The organism is Gluconobacter sp. OJB (genome assembly GCF_039638275.1).
In the GTDB taxonomy this organism is placed as follows: Bacteria; Pseudomonadota; Alphaproteobacteria; order Acetobacterales; family Acetobacteraceae; genus Gluconobacter; species Gluconobacter cerevisiae.
The window spans coordinates 136,465-152,660 of the sequence record NZ_JBDIWH010000002.1; the positions used below are offsets into that span (position 1 = coordinate 136,465).

Genomic DNA, 16,196 nt, shown 5'->3' on the forward strand with positions numbered 1-16,196 from the left:
CCTCCTGTTCAAAGCAGGCCGCGATGGCCCGCGTAGTTGCTCTTCTTGTCGAGGCCGCGCTCGGCGACGATTTTCGTCGCGATCGGCATGACGCCCGAGATGGCTGGAAATCCGACATAGGGGAGCATCTGGATCAGCGCCTCCTCGATTTCATCCAGCGGCATGCCGTGATCGAGCGCGAAATTCATATGCAGACCGAATTCGTGCGGCTGGCGCAACGCCACCATGACCGTCATGGTGATGAGGCTTCTGCGCGCCTGATCGAGGCCGTTGCGGGTCCAGATATCGCCAAAAACATGATCGACGGCGTATCCGGCGATGTCGGAGCCGAACGTGTTGGACGCGGCGGCGGCGGCAAGGCGCTCCGACTGCTCTGGACCCATCAGGGCGAGCGTTGCGGCGTTGCCTTTTTCTCTCGGTGTCATGGTCTGGGTGTGCCTTGTATTATGGGGTCAGGACATAGAACGGGCACAGATATACGCTAAGCGTCTCTGCGCGCACTTATGGGTCGACTCTATGCGTCGACGACTCCAGCATTCCAAAGGCATCCATCGGACAGTTGTAGCATCGCCTCTCGTCGCAGAGCCGGCATATCGTCAGCGCCGAGACAGCGTCGTCAGACATCTGCGCAAGTATTGTCTCGGCAATACGTTCCAGCACGAGGCGGTCAGCATTCGAGACATGGCTAAGGATTTCGGATAAAGTCTCGTTTCTTCGTTGCAGGATCGCAGATAGGCGAGTCTCGCCTGCCTCAGTGAGCATCAGCGCTACTGCACGACGGTCCCGTAGCGCTTTGGATCGAACGGCGAACCCGGCTGCAACCAATCGATCGACAAGCCGCACCGTCCCCGCGTGGGACAAGCCTAGCACCCGTCCTAATTCGTCGATCGAAAGACCGGTCGCGTGACCGATGACGACGATCGCCGCGGTGGTTTCGCCACCGCCGGGTATCGTCGGGTCGAATGCCGCCTTCTTAATTCGATCGGTGATGCCCACTGCGAGGGCGCCGAACAGATTGACGAGCCGGTCCGAGAGTACGTTCAAAGGGTTGCCTCATTCATTGACGGCGTATAGTGTATGCGCAGCGCATATATCACGCCTGTCTAAGCATGAAGGCAGGTCATGCGCCATGATGAAAGCGAGGCACCATGTTTTCGACATTACACATAGCTGAAAAGACGACCGGCTCTCGCGGGTCTCTCGCGTTGCTGCGCTGGGCGCTGGTGGTCATCTTTCTCTGGTTCGGTTGCATGAAATTCACGAGCTATGAAGCGATGGGCATCGCGCCATTGATGAAGAACAGTCCGATCATGAGCTGGATTCCGGCCGTTTTTGGGGTGCAGGGTGGAAGCTATTTTATAGGCACCGTCGAGCTCGCGACGGCCGCTGCGCTGATTATCGGTGCTTTCAACAAGACGGCCTCCGCTCTCGGCGCGGCGATGTCATGCCTGACTTATGCCGTGACACTGACGTTTTTCCTGAGCACGCCTGGCGTCGCCGAGCCGACCGCTGGCGGGTTCCCGGCGATTTCGGCCGGAACCGGACAGTTCCTGTTGAAGGACCTGGTGCTTCTTGCGGCATCAGCGTGCCTTCTACTTGCGTCCATACGGACAGCAGACGCGTGACGGCAAACAGGTGATAGGCGACGCTCCGGACCTGCGCTTTTGCCGAACCATACCCGCCTCAGCCCATAACGATCGACAAACCCTGTCGCTTTGATAGGGTGTTCGAAAACATGCTTTCGAGGGTTTGTCGTACATGCTGGTCGGATATATGCGGGTGTCAACGACCGATGACCGCCAAACGGTCGATCTCCAGCGGGACGCGCTCGTCGCAACCGGGGTCGATCATCGGCATCTCCATACCGACAAGGCATCCGGCGCGCGCGACGACCGACCAGGCCTGAAAGCCTGCCTCGACTATCTGAACGCGGGCGACACACTGATCGTGTGGAAGCTCGACCGGCTCGGACGCTCGCTGCCGCACCTGCTGACGATCGTCACCGATCTGAAGGCGCGCGGCATCGCGTTCCGGTCGCTGACCGAGCAGATGGATACGACCACGCCGCACGGCGAATTGCTGTTCTCGCTGTTCGGTGCATTGGCACAATATGAGCGTGCGCTCACGCGCGAACGGGTGATGGCGGGACTGGCTGCTGCCAAACGCCGGGGACGCCAAGGTGGCCGCCCGCCGATGATCGACGCCGAAACGCTCGAGCGGATCACCGCCGCGCTGGATGGCGGGGCCAGCAAGGCGTCCGTCTGCCGGACCTTCAAGGTGCCGCGTTCGACCCTTCTCGGCACGCTTGCCCGGATCGGCTGGACCGCACCGGCCAAGGTCTAAGCCGATGCCGCGTCGCGCCGTCCTGTCGGACGAGCAACGCGCGGCGTTGCTCGCGCTTCCCGACGACGAAACCCTGCTCGTCCAGCACTGGACATTGAGCCGGGACGACTTGGCCATCATCGTCCGCCGGAGGCGACCGCATAACCAGCTGGGTTTCGCGATCCAGCTTTGCGCGCTGCGCTATCCTGGCCGTTTCCTGCGACCCGGTGAACTGATCCCTGATACGCCGCTCGCGTTCGTCGCAGAGCAATTGCAGGTCGGACCCGAGGTGCTGGCCGACTACGCGACGCGCGGCCCGACCCGGTACGAACAGCTCGATGCACTGCGCGATGCATTCGGCTTCATGCCGCTCAGTCGGCCGCTGCGAACGACGTTGCAGGAATGGCTCCTGCCGATCGCGCTGACGACGACCAGCGGGGCTAGGCTGGCGCGCGTGATGCTGGATGAGTGCCGGCGACGGCGCATCATTGTGCCGGGCATCAGTTCGGTCGAGCGGATGGTCGCACAGGCGTTGCTCGATGCCGAACGCCATGTCGCCGAGCATCTGACCCGAGGACTCGATGCTCGACAGCGCCGGCTGCTCGATGCGCTTCTCCTGCCCCACACAGGCACGAACTTGAGCGATCTGGCCTGGGTGCGGCAGTCACCCGGCAAGCCCGGCCGAAAGACATTCGCCGCCATCATCGAGCGACTGACACTGCTTCGGGCCATCGGGATCGATCCGGATATCGCCGTAGGCGTCCATCCCGAGCGCCTCCGACGCCTGTGCCAGGAAGGCGTGCGGCTGACCGCGCAACATGTTCGGACGCTGCAAGCGACGCGGCGTCGCGCCACATTGGTGGCGACCATCCTCGAAACCATCGTTACCCTCACCGACGATGCGGTGCTGATGTTCGATCGCCTGCTTGGGCAGATGTTCCGGCGCGAACAGAACAGCGCGGACACGACACTCAAGCGCAACCGGCGCACCATCAACGGCAAAATCCGGCTGCTTGCCCAACTCGGCGCTGCCTTGCTCGCCGCCAAGATATCAGGTGGCGATATCGGCGCTGCGGTCGAGGCAGCGATCGGATGGAATGATCTCGGCCGCGAGGTCGATGAAGCCCGCAAGCTGATCCGCCCCGATTCGGTCGATCCCGTCGCGGTCGCCGCGACCAATTACCCCGTCCTCCGACAGGTCGGTCCCTCGTTCATCGCCTCGTTCACATTCGGGGCGGTGCCAGCCTGCCATGCGCTCGCGCGAGCGGTCGCGATCATGCGCGACCTTCATTTTGGTCATCTGCGCAAATTGCCTGCAGGCACGCCAGTCGGCTTCATCCGGCAAGCTTGGCGTCGGGCGATCGGCACCGGCATTCCCGATCGCAGGATCTATGAATTGTGCGTGCTGGTCGAGCTTCGCGACCGGCTTCGCGCCGGCGACATGTGGGTCGAGGGAAGCCGACGCTATCGTGCTGTCGAGCAGCAACTCATTCCTGCCCCCGTATTCGCCAACATGCGCGCGGCCGGCCCCTTGCCGATACCGGCACCGGATACGGCCGATATCTGGCTGGCCGAACGACGCGCCCGCCTCGCCCGTCGATTGGCCGAGGTCGAGCGAAAGGCGGAGACGGACGCGCTGGAAGACGTGCAGCTCAGCTTGGGCAGGCTGCGGATTTCGCCCTTGAAGGCGATTACTCCCGAGGAATCCGATACCGCCCTTGCGCCGCTCTATGCGCATCTGCCCGCGATCCGCATCACCGACCTTCTTGCCGAAGTCGATCGATGGACCGGGTTCAGCCAGTGCTTCACGCATCTGCAAAGTGGCCGTGCCGCGGATGAACCACGTGCGATCCTCACGGCGGTGCTCGCCGATGCCACCAATCTGGGCCATACGCGCATGGCGGAAGCCTGCAATCTCGTGACCCAGCGCCAACTCGGTTGGCTCGCCTCGTGGCATCTGCGCGAGGAAACCTACGGTCGCGCGCTCGCCCGGCTTGTCGACGCCCAACACACCGCGCCGCTGGCCGCGCTGTTCGGGTCCGGCACCTCGTCCAGCTCAGACGGTCAGAACTTTCCGCTCGACCGCCGCGCCCAGGCAACCGGCGCAGTCAATCCGCACAAGGGGACAGAGCCGGCTGTCTCCTTTTACAGCCACGTCTCGGATCGCTACGCGCCGTTCCATTCCACAGTTATCTCCGCTTCGGCGAGCGAGGCGGCACAGGTGCTCGACGGGCTGCTCCACCACGGCGCCGATCTGCACATCGAAGAGCATCACGTCGATGGCGGGGGCGTCTCCGACCATGTGTTCGCGCTATGTCATCTGCTTGGGTTCCGGTTCGCGCCGCGTATCCCGAATATCGCCGCACGCCGTTTGCACCTGTTTAACGGCATCGAACCCGGCCCCGATATTGCGCCGCTGGTCGCGGGCCGCATCGACGAAGGTCTGATCGAGGCACACTGGGACGACGTGCTGCGACTGGGAACCTCGATCCGCACAGGCGTCGTCAGCGCCTCGATCATGCTGGAACGGCTCGGCTCCTATCCACGCGCCAACGGCCTGGCACTGGCGTTGCGCGAGATCGGTCGCGTCGAGCGTACCCTGTTCACGCTCGACTGGATCGAGCAGCCCGAACAGCGTCGCCGCGCCACCCGCGAACTCAACAAGGGAGAAGCGGAAAATGCCCTGAAACGCGCCATCTTCTTCCATCGCATCGGCCGTATCCGCGATCATGCGCTGCAAGCCCAAAGCCATCGGGCGAGCGCGCTGAACCTCGTCGCCGGTGCCATCGTCCTGTGGAACACGACCTACCTGCAAGCCGCCCGGATGCATCTCGCCAACCTCGGCCGGCCGGTCCCGCCGGACCTGCTGCAACACCTATCACCGCTCGGTTGGCAGCATATCAATCTCACCGGCGATTACCTCTGGACCGATCCCGATGCGCCATCCACCGCGCTCAGACCGCTTCGCCAGATGCGCGCCGTCGAAGGCACGGCAAAACCTTAGCGTATATCTGGGTCCGTTCTGTGTACCGACCCCTGGTTGCGAGCTGCCATGGCTGGAGCGACGGCAAATCTCCAGACAGCTTTCCTCTTTGGCTCTGCTATTGATGCCAAGGCGGTGGCCCGCGACATCGATATCGTCTTGGTGACGAAAGAAGGTGCTGGTGAGAAGGGATGGCACGCAATCCGGGATTGGCGCGATCGTCTTGCGGTAGATTTTGAAGAACGGTTCCATATGCCGCTTTCAGCAATGGTAGTCACGCCGTCCGAATGGGCGGAAATTGATGGCGTCGTAGTTAGGGAGCGAGAAGTTCTCATTTGATCGATTTCAGCCGTTAGTCGACATCTGTTCATCGGAAAAATCGACTGCAGAACACATTTTTTATTGAAAAATTGTATTCCACATAAACGGCTGGCGTGGGGCCAATGTCCGGATTATCCGAAGCTTTCTCAAGGAGTTTCCGACCGGACGCATGATTGCCCTGGAGCAGAACTTCCGCTCGACCGGTCATATCCTGTCAGCGGCCAACGCAGTCATTTCTCACGACACCAACCGGCTGGAGAAAACACTGTATACCGCGTCCGGAGATGGCGAGCCAGTGGATATTCTGCGGCACACCGGCAGTCAGGACGAGGCCTCCGGGATCGCCGCGGAGATCGGACGTCGTGCCCTGGAAGGCGTGCCTTACGAGGACATGGCGGTGCTCTATCGCTTCAACCATCTGTCCCGGCTGCTGGAAGAGTCTCTGCTGCGCGCGAAGATCCCCTACGAGCTGGTCAATGATACCGCCTTCTGGCAGCGTGGCGTGGTCAAGGACGCGCTGGCTTTCCTGCGTCTGACATGTTTTCCGTATGAGCGGCAGTCAGACGAGGCCTTCCGCCGGATCGTCAATCAGCCCGCCCGGGGGATCGGGGCCAAGGCCATGGCGACATTCGAGCAGGTCGCCGATGAGGAGGCGATCTCGCTGTACGAGGCAGCGGAGCGCACGGTGCAGGGACGCACCGGCAAGGCTGCTGACAAGCTGCGCGGCTTCCTGGACGTGATTCTGAAAGGTGCCCGCAGTGACGAGCCCAGTCTGGGAGAGCGTCTGAGGGTTCTGGTCGAAGAGAGCGGGTATCTCGCGATGCACCAGGCGGCCGGGGAGGATGGACGCACGGCGCTGGAAAACCTGCACGAGCTTCTGTCGCTCGCCAACGAGTTCAGCTCGGTGGAGGAGCTGTTCGACCATGCGGCCCTTGGTTCGGAAAGCCGGGACGATGACAGTGTCGGCCGGGTCAAGCTGATGACCATCCATGGCTCAAAGGGCCTGGAGTTCGGGCATGTCTTTCTGATCGGCTGGGAAGATACGCTGTTTCCGTCACGAACGAACATTGATCCGGCTGAAGAACGCCGACTGGCCTATGTGGCACTCACCCGCGGCCGCCAGCGCGTCAGTGTGTCCTGGTGTGAGTTTCGTCGGGGCGAGCAGGCCAACCCGAGCTGCTTCATCGACGAGATCCCGCTTCAGGCGCGGCGGGACGGCTGGGGGCGCAATCTCAGGCGCCGTCCCGCGCTCCAACGGGGAACGGCTTTCAATCGTCAGGCTCAGAGAGAGGCGATGGGGTTCTGACCTTGCTATTGACTTCCGTCTCTCCCATGGGCCGGATAGGCTTTCATCATATTGCGGAAGGGAGAGAGCGATGTCGGAAGGTCTTAAAAATAAAAATGATGTCTTGGATCATGTTGCCGCACGAATTGGTTCCGTCACTGACCTCACAGATGGTTCGTTGCAAGGTCAACATCGAACAGACGGAATAACGAATGGCGCTAAAAATGATTGTGAGACGTGGAATGAAGAAAATCCAGAAAATAAAATTACGCGCGATGAAGTAAGAAAAGCGATTTCGGAGGATATTGTTAACCGTATTGCGGAAGAGCGGAAATTGGACGTGACCGATCCTAAAGTGAGACAGGAAATCATTGACTCAGCGCGGTACACTGCTTTGAGCGGGGTTGGCAGTGCTGCTGACAAAGTATGCCCCGATTAGTCTTTTAGTTTGAGGACATCTTCATGGCTGCTGAGCCGACCACTTTGAGCACCGAGTTTATTTCATATGAAGACCTGAGCCAGGAGCAACTCCAGGCAGTCGCACGGTTCATGGCGGAGCGCCTGACGACCGGAGCTGCCGGTGTAGTTCCAGGCACGCTAAAAACGCTGCCCGATCAGGGGAGAGACTACGCTTTCGTTCTCCTGGAAGAGGATTGTGCCTACGCGGTGAGCCCGATCGAGAGCCTCCACCTTGTGCTGGATGCGGATGGTCGTCCCCTGGGCTGTTCGTCAGAGGGTCTGCTGTATCTCTCGGATGTTGAAGGAAATGCTGTGGTGCGGCTTCTTCCGACGCCGCGTTACAAGGCGTCAGATCTCGGGCTGACGGTCTGAGGACCTCCAGTCGGGTCTGTCGCTTCACCCCTCCCGGTCGATCCCCTGAACCGCACTCACAAACGCTGCCGTCATACTGCCCGGTATGACCGAGCACTCTCTTTCTCTCGGGCAGCCAGATCTGCCCAAACCAACCCTTTCTCTCCCACTGTCTTCCCCCTGGATGCTTGGCAGCATGGTTCTCTCGGCGACCATGCTCCTCGGGTTCGGCTGGTTCCTCTTTCCGCTGGACGTCCGGATGGTCTGGACCATGCTTGCGCAGGCGATCCTTTTCTCCCTGGCCATCTCCGTTCTTGTGATGGACGTCATGCGCCTGTTGAAGACGAACGCCTTCATGCCGCGTTGGCATGTCCTCGTCTTCGTTCCGGTCTGGGTGGCTGTCGGTCTGTTCAATCTCCGGAACGCCTATGACTGCATGAAGGCGGCAGGCCAATGGTGACGTCGCGTGACTGCACTCACAACAGTCTCCGGCAGAATGTCCCTACGGTCACAGACGACGGGGCATCACAGTGAAATTTGGCGGTCATCAACCCAAGGCGCGGATCTTCCGCAAGCTCAAGGCCGAAACGCAGCGTGAGGTCTATCAGTCCGTGCTCCAGCACGTTCGGACCTGCCTCAACCGGGGGCCGTATAATGTCCTTGAACTCCGCGCGAACCTGACGCCCGAGCAGGCCGGGGCCCTGCCCATGGCTTTAACGACGCTCGCCCAGGCTGGCGAAATCGCCGCCCTGGGTCACAGTGTTTATGCCCGGGTGCCCTGGATGCCGGCAACGCGAACCGTGAAGACCTCGCCGATCGAGGATCTGGTCTTTGCGTCCCTGACCGAACATGAAACCGCCAGCGAAATCGCGACATGGCTCGGCCTCTCCGTCGGTGAGGTGCGGGAGTCCCTTTCGGCCCTGGAGCGGGCGGGGCTGATCGAGGAGCGACTGGATCCGCGCCGACCCAACCGTTACCGGATTGTCTCGCCGCATATGGCCAAACACATTCGCCAGGGTGCACAGGACCGGACCTTTACTGATATCGCCCGGCATGGCTGAGGCGTTGCGTTTGCGGGTTATCCCCCAAACCAGTGGACAGCACTGTGGGCAACCGAGGGCAGGACATGTGGATTCACGGTCCGTTCGTCCAGGGCACAGACGCGCGGCGCTGTCCATCGCAGGCGAGCTCTCCGTTATCGGCTGGGGCGTGCGTCAGGCGTCCCGCCGATCCGGCGTTTCAAAGGACCGGATCCTGCGCTGGCAATCGGGGCATAGCATCCCTGATCCGGACTTCCTCAGGTGGCTTGCAGCTCTTGGGATGTTGCATCGTCGACTGAGCCACCCTCTGGCCCGGGCTGTGCCTCCCGTGGGCAACCGACCTCCGCTGAATGGTTACGCGATGACCAGTGCCCTGATCACGATCGGCTGGTCCGAGCGCGTGCTGGCCGAGCGTCTGGGGGAGCATCGCACAGCCCTTCGCCGTCTGATTTCAAGTCACGGGCATCTTCCAGTGAGAGAGTCCCGTTGGCTTGAAGCCCTGGCAGACGGGCATCGCGATCTGCCCCGCCCCCTCTCACCCATCTGCCTCTCCCCCGATCCCTGAAAGGTTGACCCATGTTGCAACGCGTTTCTTTTCCTGACGACGCTCAAGACGATCAGGGTGTCATCGCTGGCGGCATCGCCGCCGACCGGCTGCGGTCCATCATCGAGCGGGTCGAGCGCCTGGAAGAAGAGCGCAAGGCGCTGAGTGGTGACATCAAGGACATCTTTGCCGAAGCCAAGTCGGCCGGGTTCGACGTCAAGGTCATCCGCACGATTATCCGGCTGCGCAAGCAGGAGCCCGCAGAGGTCGAGGCTCAGGAAACCCTTTTGCAGATCTACCGCCGTGCCCTGGGAATGTGACCTGATGCAAGATGCCCCACCGCGCCGCCGCATCGCCGAAGCCGCAGGAGAGATTCTGGTCTGTTGGCCAAGTGTGGGGCTGCTTCTGTTTGCCTTTGTGGTTCCCAGGCTTGGCGCTGTCATGGGACCCGTTTTTATGTTCGGTGGCTGCGTTGCAACCATGATGGGACCGGGTGTTCCCGAGATCGGTGAGGATGGACGCGACTACGGGCTTGAGCGGAGGCGGGGAGTGGTCTTTGCCAGCCTCGGTCTGGTGCTCTGCCTGCTTTCTCTCTCCAGACTTTTGCCGGATGGGTTCTGATCGTGCCCGCACCGTTGTTTACGGACTGGACCTCAACGTGCGTCACCAGTGTCCGTTACATCTCTACCCTGGGACCGGCTCGCGCTGTCGGGACGGTACAGCGTCGGGTCTGCGGCGCCAGATGTCTGGCTGGGGTCAGTCTGTTTCTTCTGACGAACGCGGCGGATGGATTTCTCGGGCTGGACCAGTTTGCAGGGCAGGGGGGATGGCATCTATCCGGACTGGGCCATCCGGTCGTCACGCTGTCGCTCTGGCAATGGACGCTTCTGGCCTGCGTCACCCTTGGTCTTATGAAACTCGCCGAAAGGACGGCCGGGATCCTGTCCGGACGTGGGCCGTGCCGCGCGACCGGGATCAAGCTCCTCGTCACCTGCGTGGCTCTGGCCCTTGGCGGCCTCGCCCGCGGCCTGATCCATCCGGGATGACCGGACTCACATGAGCCGCGCCTAGAGTGATCTTACACAACCGGTAGAGGAAAGATGCCTGAACTGCAGACACTCCTGAAAGAAGTGGTGAAACTGCCTGCGTCCTATCGGCGGCAGGGGCCGCCTCTGGCTTCTCTTCTGGCACAGGTTGCCAAAGGGGATGACGGACATGGCCAGAGGGTCGGGCGCCTCGCTGGCCTGCTCGGCCATCTGGCGGGGAGTGGCCTTTCGTCCAGCGCCCTTGAACTGGCAGGCCGCCTGCACGATGCGGGCAAACTGCTCCTGCCAGACAGCCTCCTGAATCATCCGGGCATGTTTAACGACCGGCAGATGCTGGTGATGCGACAGCATCCGTCGCTCGGCCTCGGAGCGCTGTTTCAACTGTCAGGCGATATTCCGACCCTCGTTCATGAGGCCGTGCTTCTGCATCACGAACGCTATGACGGGGATGGTTATCCCTTCGGGTTGAAGGGTCAAGCCATTCCCCTGGCCGCCCGCATCATTGGCCTGGCCGATGTGATCGACGCCCTGCTCTCCGCCCGGGCCTATAAAACAGGATGGCCGCCCCGTCAGGTGAAAGCCTTTCTTCAGGAGCAGGCGGGTGGCGCGTTTGATCCTGCCCTGGTGCGGCACGCGATCACCTCTTTTGATGATCTGCTCGCCATTCGTCGCACCGTTGCGCAGCCCGTTCAGGGATACCAGCCCGTACCTGGCCAGTCCCCCATTACATCCCGTACCCTCAGCTTTCGGAACGATATGCCATGATGCCTCTCCCGCTCCCGCCCGCAGTTCACGTCGCCTCGTCTGGAACCTCCTCCCTGAAGCTTCTCGCCAACGTCGCAGACAGGCTTTTTGCAGAAAACCGGAGAGAAGAGGGGCTGTGTGTGGTTGAGGCCCTTTATCTTCAGGCAGATGCTGCACTTGGTGGTCGTCAGGCGCCGTGTGATCAACAGGACGGTTGAGGTGTCCCCTTCGCAGGTGTCGTTGTTCTCCTCCCTGAAGCAATGAAGAATCCTTGCTGAATTTATGCAGGCGTAATACCGCAGAGTACCATCAGGATGTAACCGTTAAGTCATTAAGAGTGCTCCGAGCATAACGGGACAGTCACCGGTTGGCCGCGTAAATAAAAAAAGCAATAAATCTTTATTTCGATTGCACCGAGTATCCAATGGATACTAAGATAGTGGCATCACGAACGAGGACAATGCGATGCCTAAATTCGACACCTACCGGATGCGTCAGCTCGAAGCAGAGGTGCAGCGTCGCGCGACCGTCGAGGCGATCAAACGCGTGACAGAGGGCGTTCAGCGGGACGAGGAAGGCAGGGTTCTTCTTCTCGCAGCGCCATCCCGAGGCTATCTCTCGCTTGAAGACAAGCTGGTCACGAAAGAGGTTGCAGCGATCCTTGGGGTTGCGCCAACGAGCGACGATATTGCGAAGGTCATTCGTGCGGTCGGCAAGACCGAAGTGGACAGACTTGCTCTGTCAGGGTGGCATTTCTCAACAGGTGAGACGCGCAACGTCGGCAGTGTGAAGCTGGATGATGGGTTCGAAATCGCAACCGAGCATTCCCTGCGTCATGAAGCAACGGGAGAAGTCGCGATGCGGGATGACGTCCCTCATTACTCAGATCGGATCGAGCTGCAGGACATCCGAGGAAGCCGTATTCTGTCAGGTGTCTGGATCTTTCCCGACGGTCGCTGTGAACTGGACGCTACCTGCCTCGATAAAATTGGTGAGTATCCCGAAGACTACGATCTCTCGCCAGAGGGACGGGCTGACGCCACGTTGCTCGCAAGCCTCAACCGGACAAAAGCCGGACTGGAAAAGGCAGGTCACTTCAAGCGGGCATGGCTGATTCCTGATGAGGTCTGACGTCGAGGGTATTGCCCCTCAGACGATCAGGCAGGCCCGCCTTGATGCCGGTCTGACGCAGGTGAGCGCGGCCTCTCTCGTTCACGTCACGCCTTTGACGTGGAAGCGATGGGAAAGTGGTGATCGCACGATGCACCCGGCTTTCTGGGAACTTTTTGCACTCAAGGTCGAAGCTGACAGGGTCAGGCAGGGAAACGTACAGCCCAGGCGCATGCCACGTTACACGATGGCGGAACTGCTCGCTGTGTCCGAATATCCGACCGAGCCGGATGCTGAAAGCCGCGACTGGGTCGCGGGCGAGGCCACCGGGAAGGAGATCCTGTGAAGCGCGGTGAAATCTGGGTTGTGTCTCTCGATCCCACCAAAGGCCATGAGCAGCAGGGCTCGCGCCCTGTGCTCATCGTCTCGCCTGACAGTTTCAATCAGGCTACGGGCCTTCCAGTCACCGTACCCATCACCAGCGGCGGCGGCTTTGCACGACGGCTCGGCCTCGCCGTGCCGCTCGAAGGCCTGAAGACCACAGGAATCGTGCGATGTGACCAGCCCCGTGTCATCGATCTCAAAGCCAGCAGCGGCCGAAGGGCGGAAGAGCTGTCCGCTCCTCTGCTGGACGAAGTCCTTGCCCGCCTCGCTACGCTTTTCGAATAGTGTCCGGCCGGGGAGGCCCGGGAGGAGTTCAATTTCTTTGTGCGGGGTGGCTGATCAGATATCATCAGGGCGGGAGGCCGCATGGAGCTTGACCATCAGCGTTGTGGCCTCGAGAACAGTGCTGGACAACACTCTCATCTGGTCATGAAGCGCTTTCTGTCTGGCGAGTGTTCCTTCAAACATCGCCCCCATATCCTCGACATATGTCTGTATGAGTTCCAGAGTATCCTGCTGGGAGCGGGCCACACTCTCCCAGTCACTCGGGTTCTCGTTTTCGCACTTGAGGAATCCGGGGAAGACGAGGGGTGCAGACTGGTTGTCGAGCGGCAGTCGTGTGTCTCTGAGACCCATGGGCCAGTGTTCAAGACAGAATGAGATCCCCGCCAGAAGAGAGGGCGGCAGGGACAGAAGAAGCTCGGTATCCGGAAGGTGAAGCTCTCCCGTTTCCGGAAAGCCGGTATAAAACATGTGCTCACGGTACCATGTCTCCCGCCCGCCCATGTTTTCGAGTGTTTCACGCCAGAGGCCCAAAGCGGCCTCCGCCTCCTGATATGCCGCCTGACTGTTGACCTCCGCATCATAAACGTGGCTCCACAGATGATGGGTTCCAACCCCGGGAAGCCAGTCGTCCAGTCTGAAAGATTCCTCATCGAGAAGAGGTGTACTGCCAAGGACGAATGCGCCCTGAGACAGGATGCAGCAATAGGCAACAATACGGGTGCCGCGCCATTCTCCCCGCAAAGCGAGAGCCTGCTTCAGGACGGCAGGGAACAGCACTTTCCGGGTACGGGCGCTGTAACTGCTCCATTCGCGCTTCTGTAACGCCAGCGGCGCAAGCGGATCAACGATGGCCTCGGGGTCGCTCAGGGTCCGAAGGCGCACGCCGTGTCGGGACAGGTGGTAGGCCCAGAGAAAAACCATATCATTCGGGGGCGCATCCCCGATCGTGAAGGCGTGCAGGTCGTAACGCTGAAACGATCCTACGGAGCGGAAAAGGGTCCCCGTGCGCTTGAGGTAGGTTTGCAACGTGCGGACAAGGCTCTGTCCGACAAAGACGGTTCCATCTTCAAAAAGCAGGCAGACGATCAGCCGAAGCTCGTCGTGGGGATGACAGCCAGAACGGGCTGACTTGGAAATGCGATGGTGCATGGGCTATCCCGGGTCATGACAATGGATCCCTGCACTCTGTCATCGCGCGATGTGAGAGCGGGCCGTGGGGTGGCCAGCATCTGCGCGCCTTCTGACAACCGCGCAGCAAGCCGGCACGAGAGAAGCCGGGGCGGGTCGGGACGTGAAGAGTAGAGCGTGGGACAGGAGAGAGACAGGGTCAGCCACAGGCCGTCCGGCCGCCACAATGGTTCGGCCGCACGCGGCCCGCGCCCTGGAGGGCGCGCCATTGTCCCGTCCAGCCGTCTGCGCCTGCGGGAAAGCATCTGAAAAGAGAAAAGGATGTTTTCCGTGGCTACTTCCGTCACAACAGTCTTCACGCTCACCGGCCCGCAGGACCGTCTGCGCCAGATCGCCGGAGAGCGCGCCTACCGGACCTGTGCACCAGACCAGATGGCGTGGGAGACCGACACCACACTGGTGATGACCCTCGAAAACGGGATTGGTACGTCTTTCCTCCGTCACGGAGACGGACTGTCAGACGAGTATCCCGACGTCAGTATCCGGGGGATGGAATATTTCGACTGCTTCGATGATCCGGGCTTCGCCAAATGGCAGGGCGGCCAGCTTGTCTATGAGGCAGAACTCATCACCGTTTTCTCAATCCTGTTTCCAACGGATCCTTCGAGAGACTGGGCGGGCTGTAGCGCCAGCTTCTGGCACAGGTCTCCGCCTCTCTCGGCTGCCATAGCCGAGAACTGCCCCGACTTTGACCTGATGCCATTGCGGCAACTGGCAGGGCCAGCGCCCGGATGGGTTCAGACCTCAGATGGCTTTGCCACTCTTTTCCTCCGGCTGCCCTCAACACCCGCCGCGCAGGATGGTCTCGGCGTGATCTTCTATCCGGGGATCGGAAGGAGCACCCTGCTGACAGGCATCGACCGTTTCGGCGGAGTGGCCCGCTTCCGGCGTCAGGCTTATGGTCAGATCGGCGCACAGTGTCCCGAACTGCGTGCTGTCCTGCGGGATTGCTGGAAGGCTGAGGAGAAGAAAAGGCGCAAGGCCCGTCAGGAACGCAAGGTTTTGAAAAGGAAGGCGAGCAAGGAGGGAAAGGCCAGTCTTTTCCATCTTTTCGATACTGACCCGTGGGTGGTTTGAAGGGCAGAAGAAAAGCAGGATCGGGGCGGCCCTGAAGGGGGCGTTCACCCTTGTGTGAACGGCCTCTATGGCGCAAGGAAAATCTCGTTTTGAAACGTACGGAACTGGTGCTCTCATGTGTCCGGCCTTTTCGTGCAGTCATTAAAGACTGCTGGCCATGATGAAGTCCGCGAACAGAAGACCAAAACAATCTCACGCGCTCTGGTGGCGCAAGGGTGAACACGGTTTTATTCTGTTCCCGAAGCAGTCCGGTCTGTCATCAAAACTCAACACTCCCGCACATCTACCAGATCATCAAACGATGGCCGGCTTTGTCTCTGGTTCTAGCAAACAGCAGATGGGACCGCCGGAGTGCCATTATATGTCTCGCCGCGGCTCATAAGAGCCCATGCAATCCGTGCTGTCTTGTTCGCCAATGCGACTGAGACAACGCGTCCAGGCTTTTTCTCCCGGAGCATCTGAGCCCAGAGATGGCTAGGTGTTTTTTTGCGATCTACACGCAGCAGGGCCGTAACGCCGACGACAAGTAACCTGCGTATATAGCCGTTACCGGCCTTGGTGATACGTCCGAGCGTATCTTTGCCACCCGAGCCATGCACACGCGGTGTCAAACCAAGCCATGCAGCGAAATGTCTTCCCGACCGAAAGAGCTTTGGGTCAGGAACAGACGCCGCGATCGCACTCGCGACAACTGGACCTATCCCTGGGACAGTGGCAAGCCGCATGCTGTTTTCGCTGTTGCGATGCCATTGCAGGATCTTGTCATCCAGTTTCTCAATCTGGGTCTGTATCACGCGAAGCTGATCCAGAAAGGCATGTGCGACGGTTCGCATTTCATCTGGCCATGCGTCCTGATTTTCATGGACGAGGCCTCCAAGAGACTTGGCGCCGACAACACCTTTAGGAGCAATGATACCGATTTCACCCAAGTGTCCTCGCAGAGCATTGATGAGCATGGTTTTCTGCTTCACCAGCAAATCGCGACTGCTGTGCAGCATCAGGACAGACTGTTGCTCTACAGATTTGACAGGAACGAACTGCATGGTCGGTCGTGTGA

General features: G+C 60.4%; 24 protein-coding genes. 19 read left to right on the plus strand and 5 right to left on the minus strand.

All coding sequences use genetic code 11. From position 1 onward, the window contains the following. Nucleotides 1–8: 8 nt before the first annotated feature. Nucleotides 9–425 carry a carboxymuconolactone decarboxylase family protein gene (locus ABDK74_RS13935; RefSeq protein WP_346004339.1) on the minus strand — a complete coding sequence of 139 codons (417 nt, stop codon included), beginning with the start codon at nt 423–425 and terminating at the stop codon, nt 9–11. A gap of 76 nt (nt 426–501) precedes the next feature. Continuing rightward, nucleotides 502–1,044: a MarR family winged helix-turn-helix transcriptional regulator gene (locus ABDK74_RS13940; protein ID WP_010339851.1), complete on the minus strand. Its 543-nt coding sequence runs from the start codon at nt 1,042–1,044 to the stop codon at nt 502–504. 104 nt (nt 1,045–1,148) lie between these two features. Between ABDK74_RS13940 and ABDK74_RS13945 the strand changes: the two genes are divergently transcribed. The 18 genes from ABDK74_RS13945 to ABDK74_RS14030 all read left to right on the plus strand — a co-directional run bounded on the left by ABDK74_RS13945 (nt 1,149) and on the right by ABDK74_RS14030 (nt 12,874). Continuing rightward, nucleotides 1,149–1,625, plus strand: a complete 477-nt coding sequence (locus ABDK74_RS13945) for a YkgB family protein (protein WP_010339850.1) — start codon at nt 1,149–1,151, stop codon at nt 1,623–1,625. Between the two features lie 133 nt (nt 1,626–1,758). Further along, a complete protein-coding gene (locus tag ABDK74_RS13950) occupies nt 1,759–2,343 on the plus strand; it encodes a recombinase family protein (RefSeq protein ID WP_010339849.1) in 585 nt (194 codons plus the stop codon). 4 nt (nt 2,344–2,347) lie between these two features. Then, nucleotides 2,348–5,326 (plus strand): Tn3-like element ISMpo10 family transposase, encoded by a 2,979-nt coding sequence (locus ABDK74_RS13955; RefSeq protein ID WP_285139289.1) that lies wholly within the window; start codon nt 2,348–2,350, stop codon nt 5,324–5,326. Nucleotides 5,327–5,374: 48 nt separating this feature from the next. Continuing rightward, on the plus strand, nt 5,375–5,644 hold the full coding sequence (locus ABDK74_RS13960) for a hypothetical protein (RefSeq protein ID WP_339408704.1): 270 nt from the start codon (nt 5,375–5,377) through the stop codon (nt 5,642–5,644). A gap of 151 nt (nt 5,645–5,795) precedes the next feature. Then, nucleotides 5,796–6,932 (plus strand): 3'-5' exonuclease, encoded by a 1,137-nt coding sequence (locus tag ABDK74_RS13965; protein ID WP_346004340.1) that lies wholly within the window; start codon nt 5,796–5,798, stop codon nt 6,930–6,932. 70 nt (nt 6,933–7,002) lie between these two features. Further along, nucleotides 7,003–7,350: a hypothetical protein gene (locus ABDK74_RS13970; RefSeq protein WP_346004341.1), complete on the plus strand. Its 348-nt coding sequence runs from the start codon at nt 7,003–7,005 to the stop codon at nt 7,348–7,350. Nucleotides 7,351–7,373: 23 nt separating this feature from the next. Further along, entirely contained in the window at nt 7,374–7,742 is a 369-nt protein-coding gene (locus ABDK74_RS13975; protein ID WP_346004342.1) for a hypothetical protein, read from the plus strand. An 85-nt stretch (nt 7,743–7,827) separates the two neighbouring features. Continuing rightward, nucleotides 7,828–8,181, plus strand: a complete 354-nt coding sequence (locus ABDK74_RS13980) for a hypothetical protein (protein WP_346004343.1) — start codon at nt 7,828–7,830, stop codon at nt 8,179–8,181. 70 nt (nt 8,182–8,251) lie between these two features. Then, on the plus strand, nt 8,252–8,782 hold the full coding sequence (locus ABDK74_RS13985) for an ArsR family transcriptional regulator (protein WP_023945879.1): 531 nt from the start codon (nt 8,252–8,254) through the stop codon (nt 8,780–8,782). Nucleotides 8,783–8,849: 67 nt separating this feature from the next. After that, the gene (locus tag ABDK74_RS13990) at nt 8,850–9,326 is read left to right on the plus strand and encodes a hypothetical protein (RefSeq protein ID WP_061928958.1); all 477 of its coding nucleotides are present in this window, start codon (nt 8,850–8,852) and stop codon (nt 9,324–9,326) included. Between the two features lie 11 nt (nt 9,327–9,337). Next, nucleotides 9,338–9,625 carry a DUF2312 domain-containing protein gene (locus ABDK74_RS13995; RefSeq protein WP_148621333.1) on the plus strand — a complete coding sequence of 96 codons (288 nt, stop codon included), beginning with the start codon at nt 9,338–9,340 and terminating at the stop codon, nt 9,623–9,625. Between the two features lie 4 nt (nt 9,626–9,629). Continuing rightward, entirely contained in the window at nt 9,630–9,926 is a 297-nt protein-coding gene (locus ABDK74_RS14000) for a hypothetical protein (protein ID WP_346004344.1), read from the plus strand. 2 nt (nt 9,927–9,928) lie between these two features. Then, nucleotides 9,929–10,351 (plus strand): hypothetical protein, encoded by a 423-nt coding sequence (locus ABDK74_RS14005; RefSeq protein ID WP_346004345.1) that lies wholly within the window; start codon nt 9,929–9,931, stop codon nt 10,349–10,351. A gap of 54 nt (nt 10,352–10,405) precedes the next feature. Further along, entirely contained in the window at nt 10,406–11,116 is a 711-nt protein-coding gene (locus tag ABDK74_RS14010) for an HD domain-containing phosphohydrolase (RefSeq protein WP_346004346.1), read from the plus strand. After that, the gene (locus ABDK74_RS14015) at nt 11,113–11,313 is read left to right on the plus strand and encodes a hypothetical protein (protein ID WP_346004347.1); all 201 of its coding nucleotides are present in this window, start codon (nt 11,113–11,115) and stop codon (nt 11,311–11,313) included. Before ABDK74_RS14010 ends, ABDK74_RS14015 begins: the two co-directional genes overlap by 4 nt. 247 nt (nt 11,314–11,560) lie before the next feature. Continuing rightward, a complete protein-coding gene (locus ABDK74_RS14020; protein WP_346004348.1) occupies nt 11,561–12,226 on the plus strand; it encodes a hypothetical protein in 666 nt (221 codons plus the stop codon). Further along, nucleotides 12,216–12,551: a helix-turn-helix transcriptional regulator gene (locus ABDK74_RS14025; RefSeq protein WP_346004349.1), complete on the plus strand. Its 336-nt coding sequence runs from the start codon at nt 12,216–12,218 to the stop codon at nt 12,549–12,551. Before ABDK74_RS14020 ends, ABDK74_RS14025 begins: the two co-directional genes overlap by 11 nt. Further along, nucleotides 12,548–12,874, plus strand: a complete 327-nt coding sequence (locus ABDK74_RS14030) for a type II toxin-antitoxin system PemK/MazF family toxin (RefSeq protein WP_346004350.1) — start codon at nt 12,548–12,550, stop codon at nt 12,872–12,874. Before ABDK74_RS14025 ends, ABDK74_RS14030 begins: the two co-directional genes overlap by 4 nt. A 54-nt stretch (nt 12,875–12,928) precedes the next feature. On the opposite strand, the gene ABDK74_RS14035 is transcribed toward ABDK74_RS14030, so the two are convergent. Both ABDK74_RS14035 and ABDK74_RS14040 read right to left on the minus strand, forming a co-directional pair. Further along, nucleotides 12,929–14,023, minus strand: coding sequence for a hypothetical protein (locus ABDK74_RS14035; RefSeq protein ID WP_346004351.1), 1,095 nt, complete (start codon nt 14,021–14,023; stop codon nt 12,929–12,931). Next, nucleotides 13,960–14,271 (minus strand): hypothetical protein, encoded by a 312-nt coding sequence (locus ABDK74_RS14040; RefSeq protein ID WP_346004352.1) that lies wholly within the window; start codon nt 14,269–14,271, stop codon nt 13,960–13,962. The genes ABDK74_RS14035 and ABDK74_RS14040 overlap by 64 nt, the downstream gene beginning before the upstream one ends. A 52-nt stretch (nt 14,272–14,323) precedes the next feature. On the opposite strand from ABDK74_RS14040, the gene ABDK74_RS14045 reads away from it, so the two are divergent. Beyond that, nucleotides 14,324–15,139 (plus strand): hypothetical protein, encoded by an 816-nt coding sequence (locus tag ABDK74_RS14045; RefSeq protein ID WP_346004353.1) that lies wholly within the window; start codon nt 14,324–14,326, stop codon nt 15,137–15,139. Nucleotides 15,140–15,462: 323 nt separating this feature from the next. Here ABDK74_RS14045 and ABDK74_RS14050 read toward each other — a convergent pair. After that, nucleotides 15,463–16,196, minus strand: a 734-nt coding sequence (locus ABDK74_RS14050) for an IS110 family transposase (RefSeq protein ID WP_346004354.1), incomplete at its 5' end; no start/stop codon positions are given.

Bases quoted from the DNA above. Each gene is read 5' to 3' on its own strand.
- ABDK74_RS14010 (WP_346004346.1), top strand. From the start codon at position 10,406: ATGCCTGAACTGCAGACACTCCTGAAAGAAGTGGTGAAACTGCCTGCG.
- ABDK74_RS14040 (WP_346004352.1), bottom strand. From the start codon at position 14,271: ATGGCGCGCCCTCCAGGGCGCGGGCCGCGTGCGGCCGAACCATTGTGG.
- ABDK74_RS13975 (WP_346004342.1), top strand. From the start codon at position 7,374: ATGGCTGCTGAGCCGACCACTTTGAGCACCGAGTTTATTTCATATGAA.
- ABDK74_RS14000 (WP_346004344.1), top strand. From the start codon at position 9,630: ATGCAAGATGCCCCACCGCGCCGCCGCATCGCCGAAGCCGCAGGAGAG.
- ABDK74_RS13960 (WP_339408704.1), top strand. From the start codon at position 5,375: ATGGCTGGAGCGACGGCAAATCTCCAGACAGCTTTCCTCTTTGGCTCT.
- ABDK74_RS14020 (WP_346004348.1), top strand. From the start codon at position 11,561: ATGCCTAAATTCGACACCTACCGGATGCGTCAGCTCGAAGCAGAGGTG.
- ABDK74_RS13945 (WP_010339850.1), top strand. From the start codon at position 1,149: ATGTTTTCGACATTACACATAGCTGAAAAGACGACCGGCTCTCGCGGG.
- ABDK74_RS13935 (WP_346004339.1), bottom strand. From the start codon at position 425: ATGACACCGAGAGAAAAAGGCAACGCCGCAACGCTCGCCCTGATGGGT.
- ABDK74_RS13950 (WP_010339849.1), top strand. From the start codon at position 1,759: ATGCTGGTCGGATATATGCGGGTGTCAACGACCGATGACCGCCAAACG.
- ABDK74_RS14015 (WP_346004347.1), top strand. From the start codon at position 11,113: ATGATGCCTCTCCCGCTCCCGCCCGCAGTTCACGTCGCCTCGTCTGGA.
- ABDK74_RS13980 (WP_346004343.1), top strand. From the start codon at position 7,828: ATGACCGAGCACTCTCTTTCTCTCGGGCAGCCAGATCTGCCCAAACCA.
- ABDK74_RS13965 (WP_346004340.1), top strand. From the start codon at position 5,796: ATGATTGCCCTGGAGCAGAACTTCCGCTCGACCGGTCATATCCTGTCA.
- ABDK74_RS13970 (WP_346004341.1), top strand. From the start codon at position 7,003: ATGTCGGAAGGTCTTAAAAATAAAAATGATGTCTTGGATCATGTTGCC.
- ABDK74_RS13955 (WP_285139289.1), top strand. From the start codon at position 2,348: ATGCCGCGTCGCGCCGTCCTGTCGGACGAGCAACGCGCGGCGTTGCTC.
- ABDK74_RS14045 (WP_346004353.1), top strand. From the start codon at position 14,324: ATGTTTTCCGTGGCTACTTCCGTCACAACAGTCTTCACGCTCACCGGC.
- ABDK74_RS13995 (WP_148621333.1), top strand. From the start codon at position 9,338: ATGTTGCAACGCGTTTCTTTTCCTGACGACGCTCAAGACGATCAGGGT.
- ABDK74_RS14035 (WP_346004351.1), bottom strand. From the start codon at position 14,023: ATGCACCATCGCATTTCCAAGTCAGCCCGTTCTGGCTGTCATCCCCAC.
- ABDK74_RS14025 (WP_346004349.1), top strand. From the start codon at position 12,216: ATGAGGTCTGACGTCGAGGGTATTGCCCCTCAGACGATCAGGCAGGCC.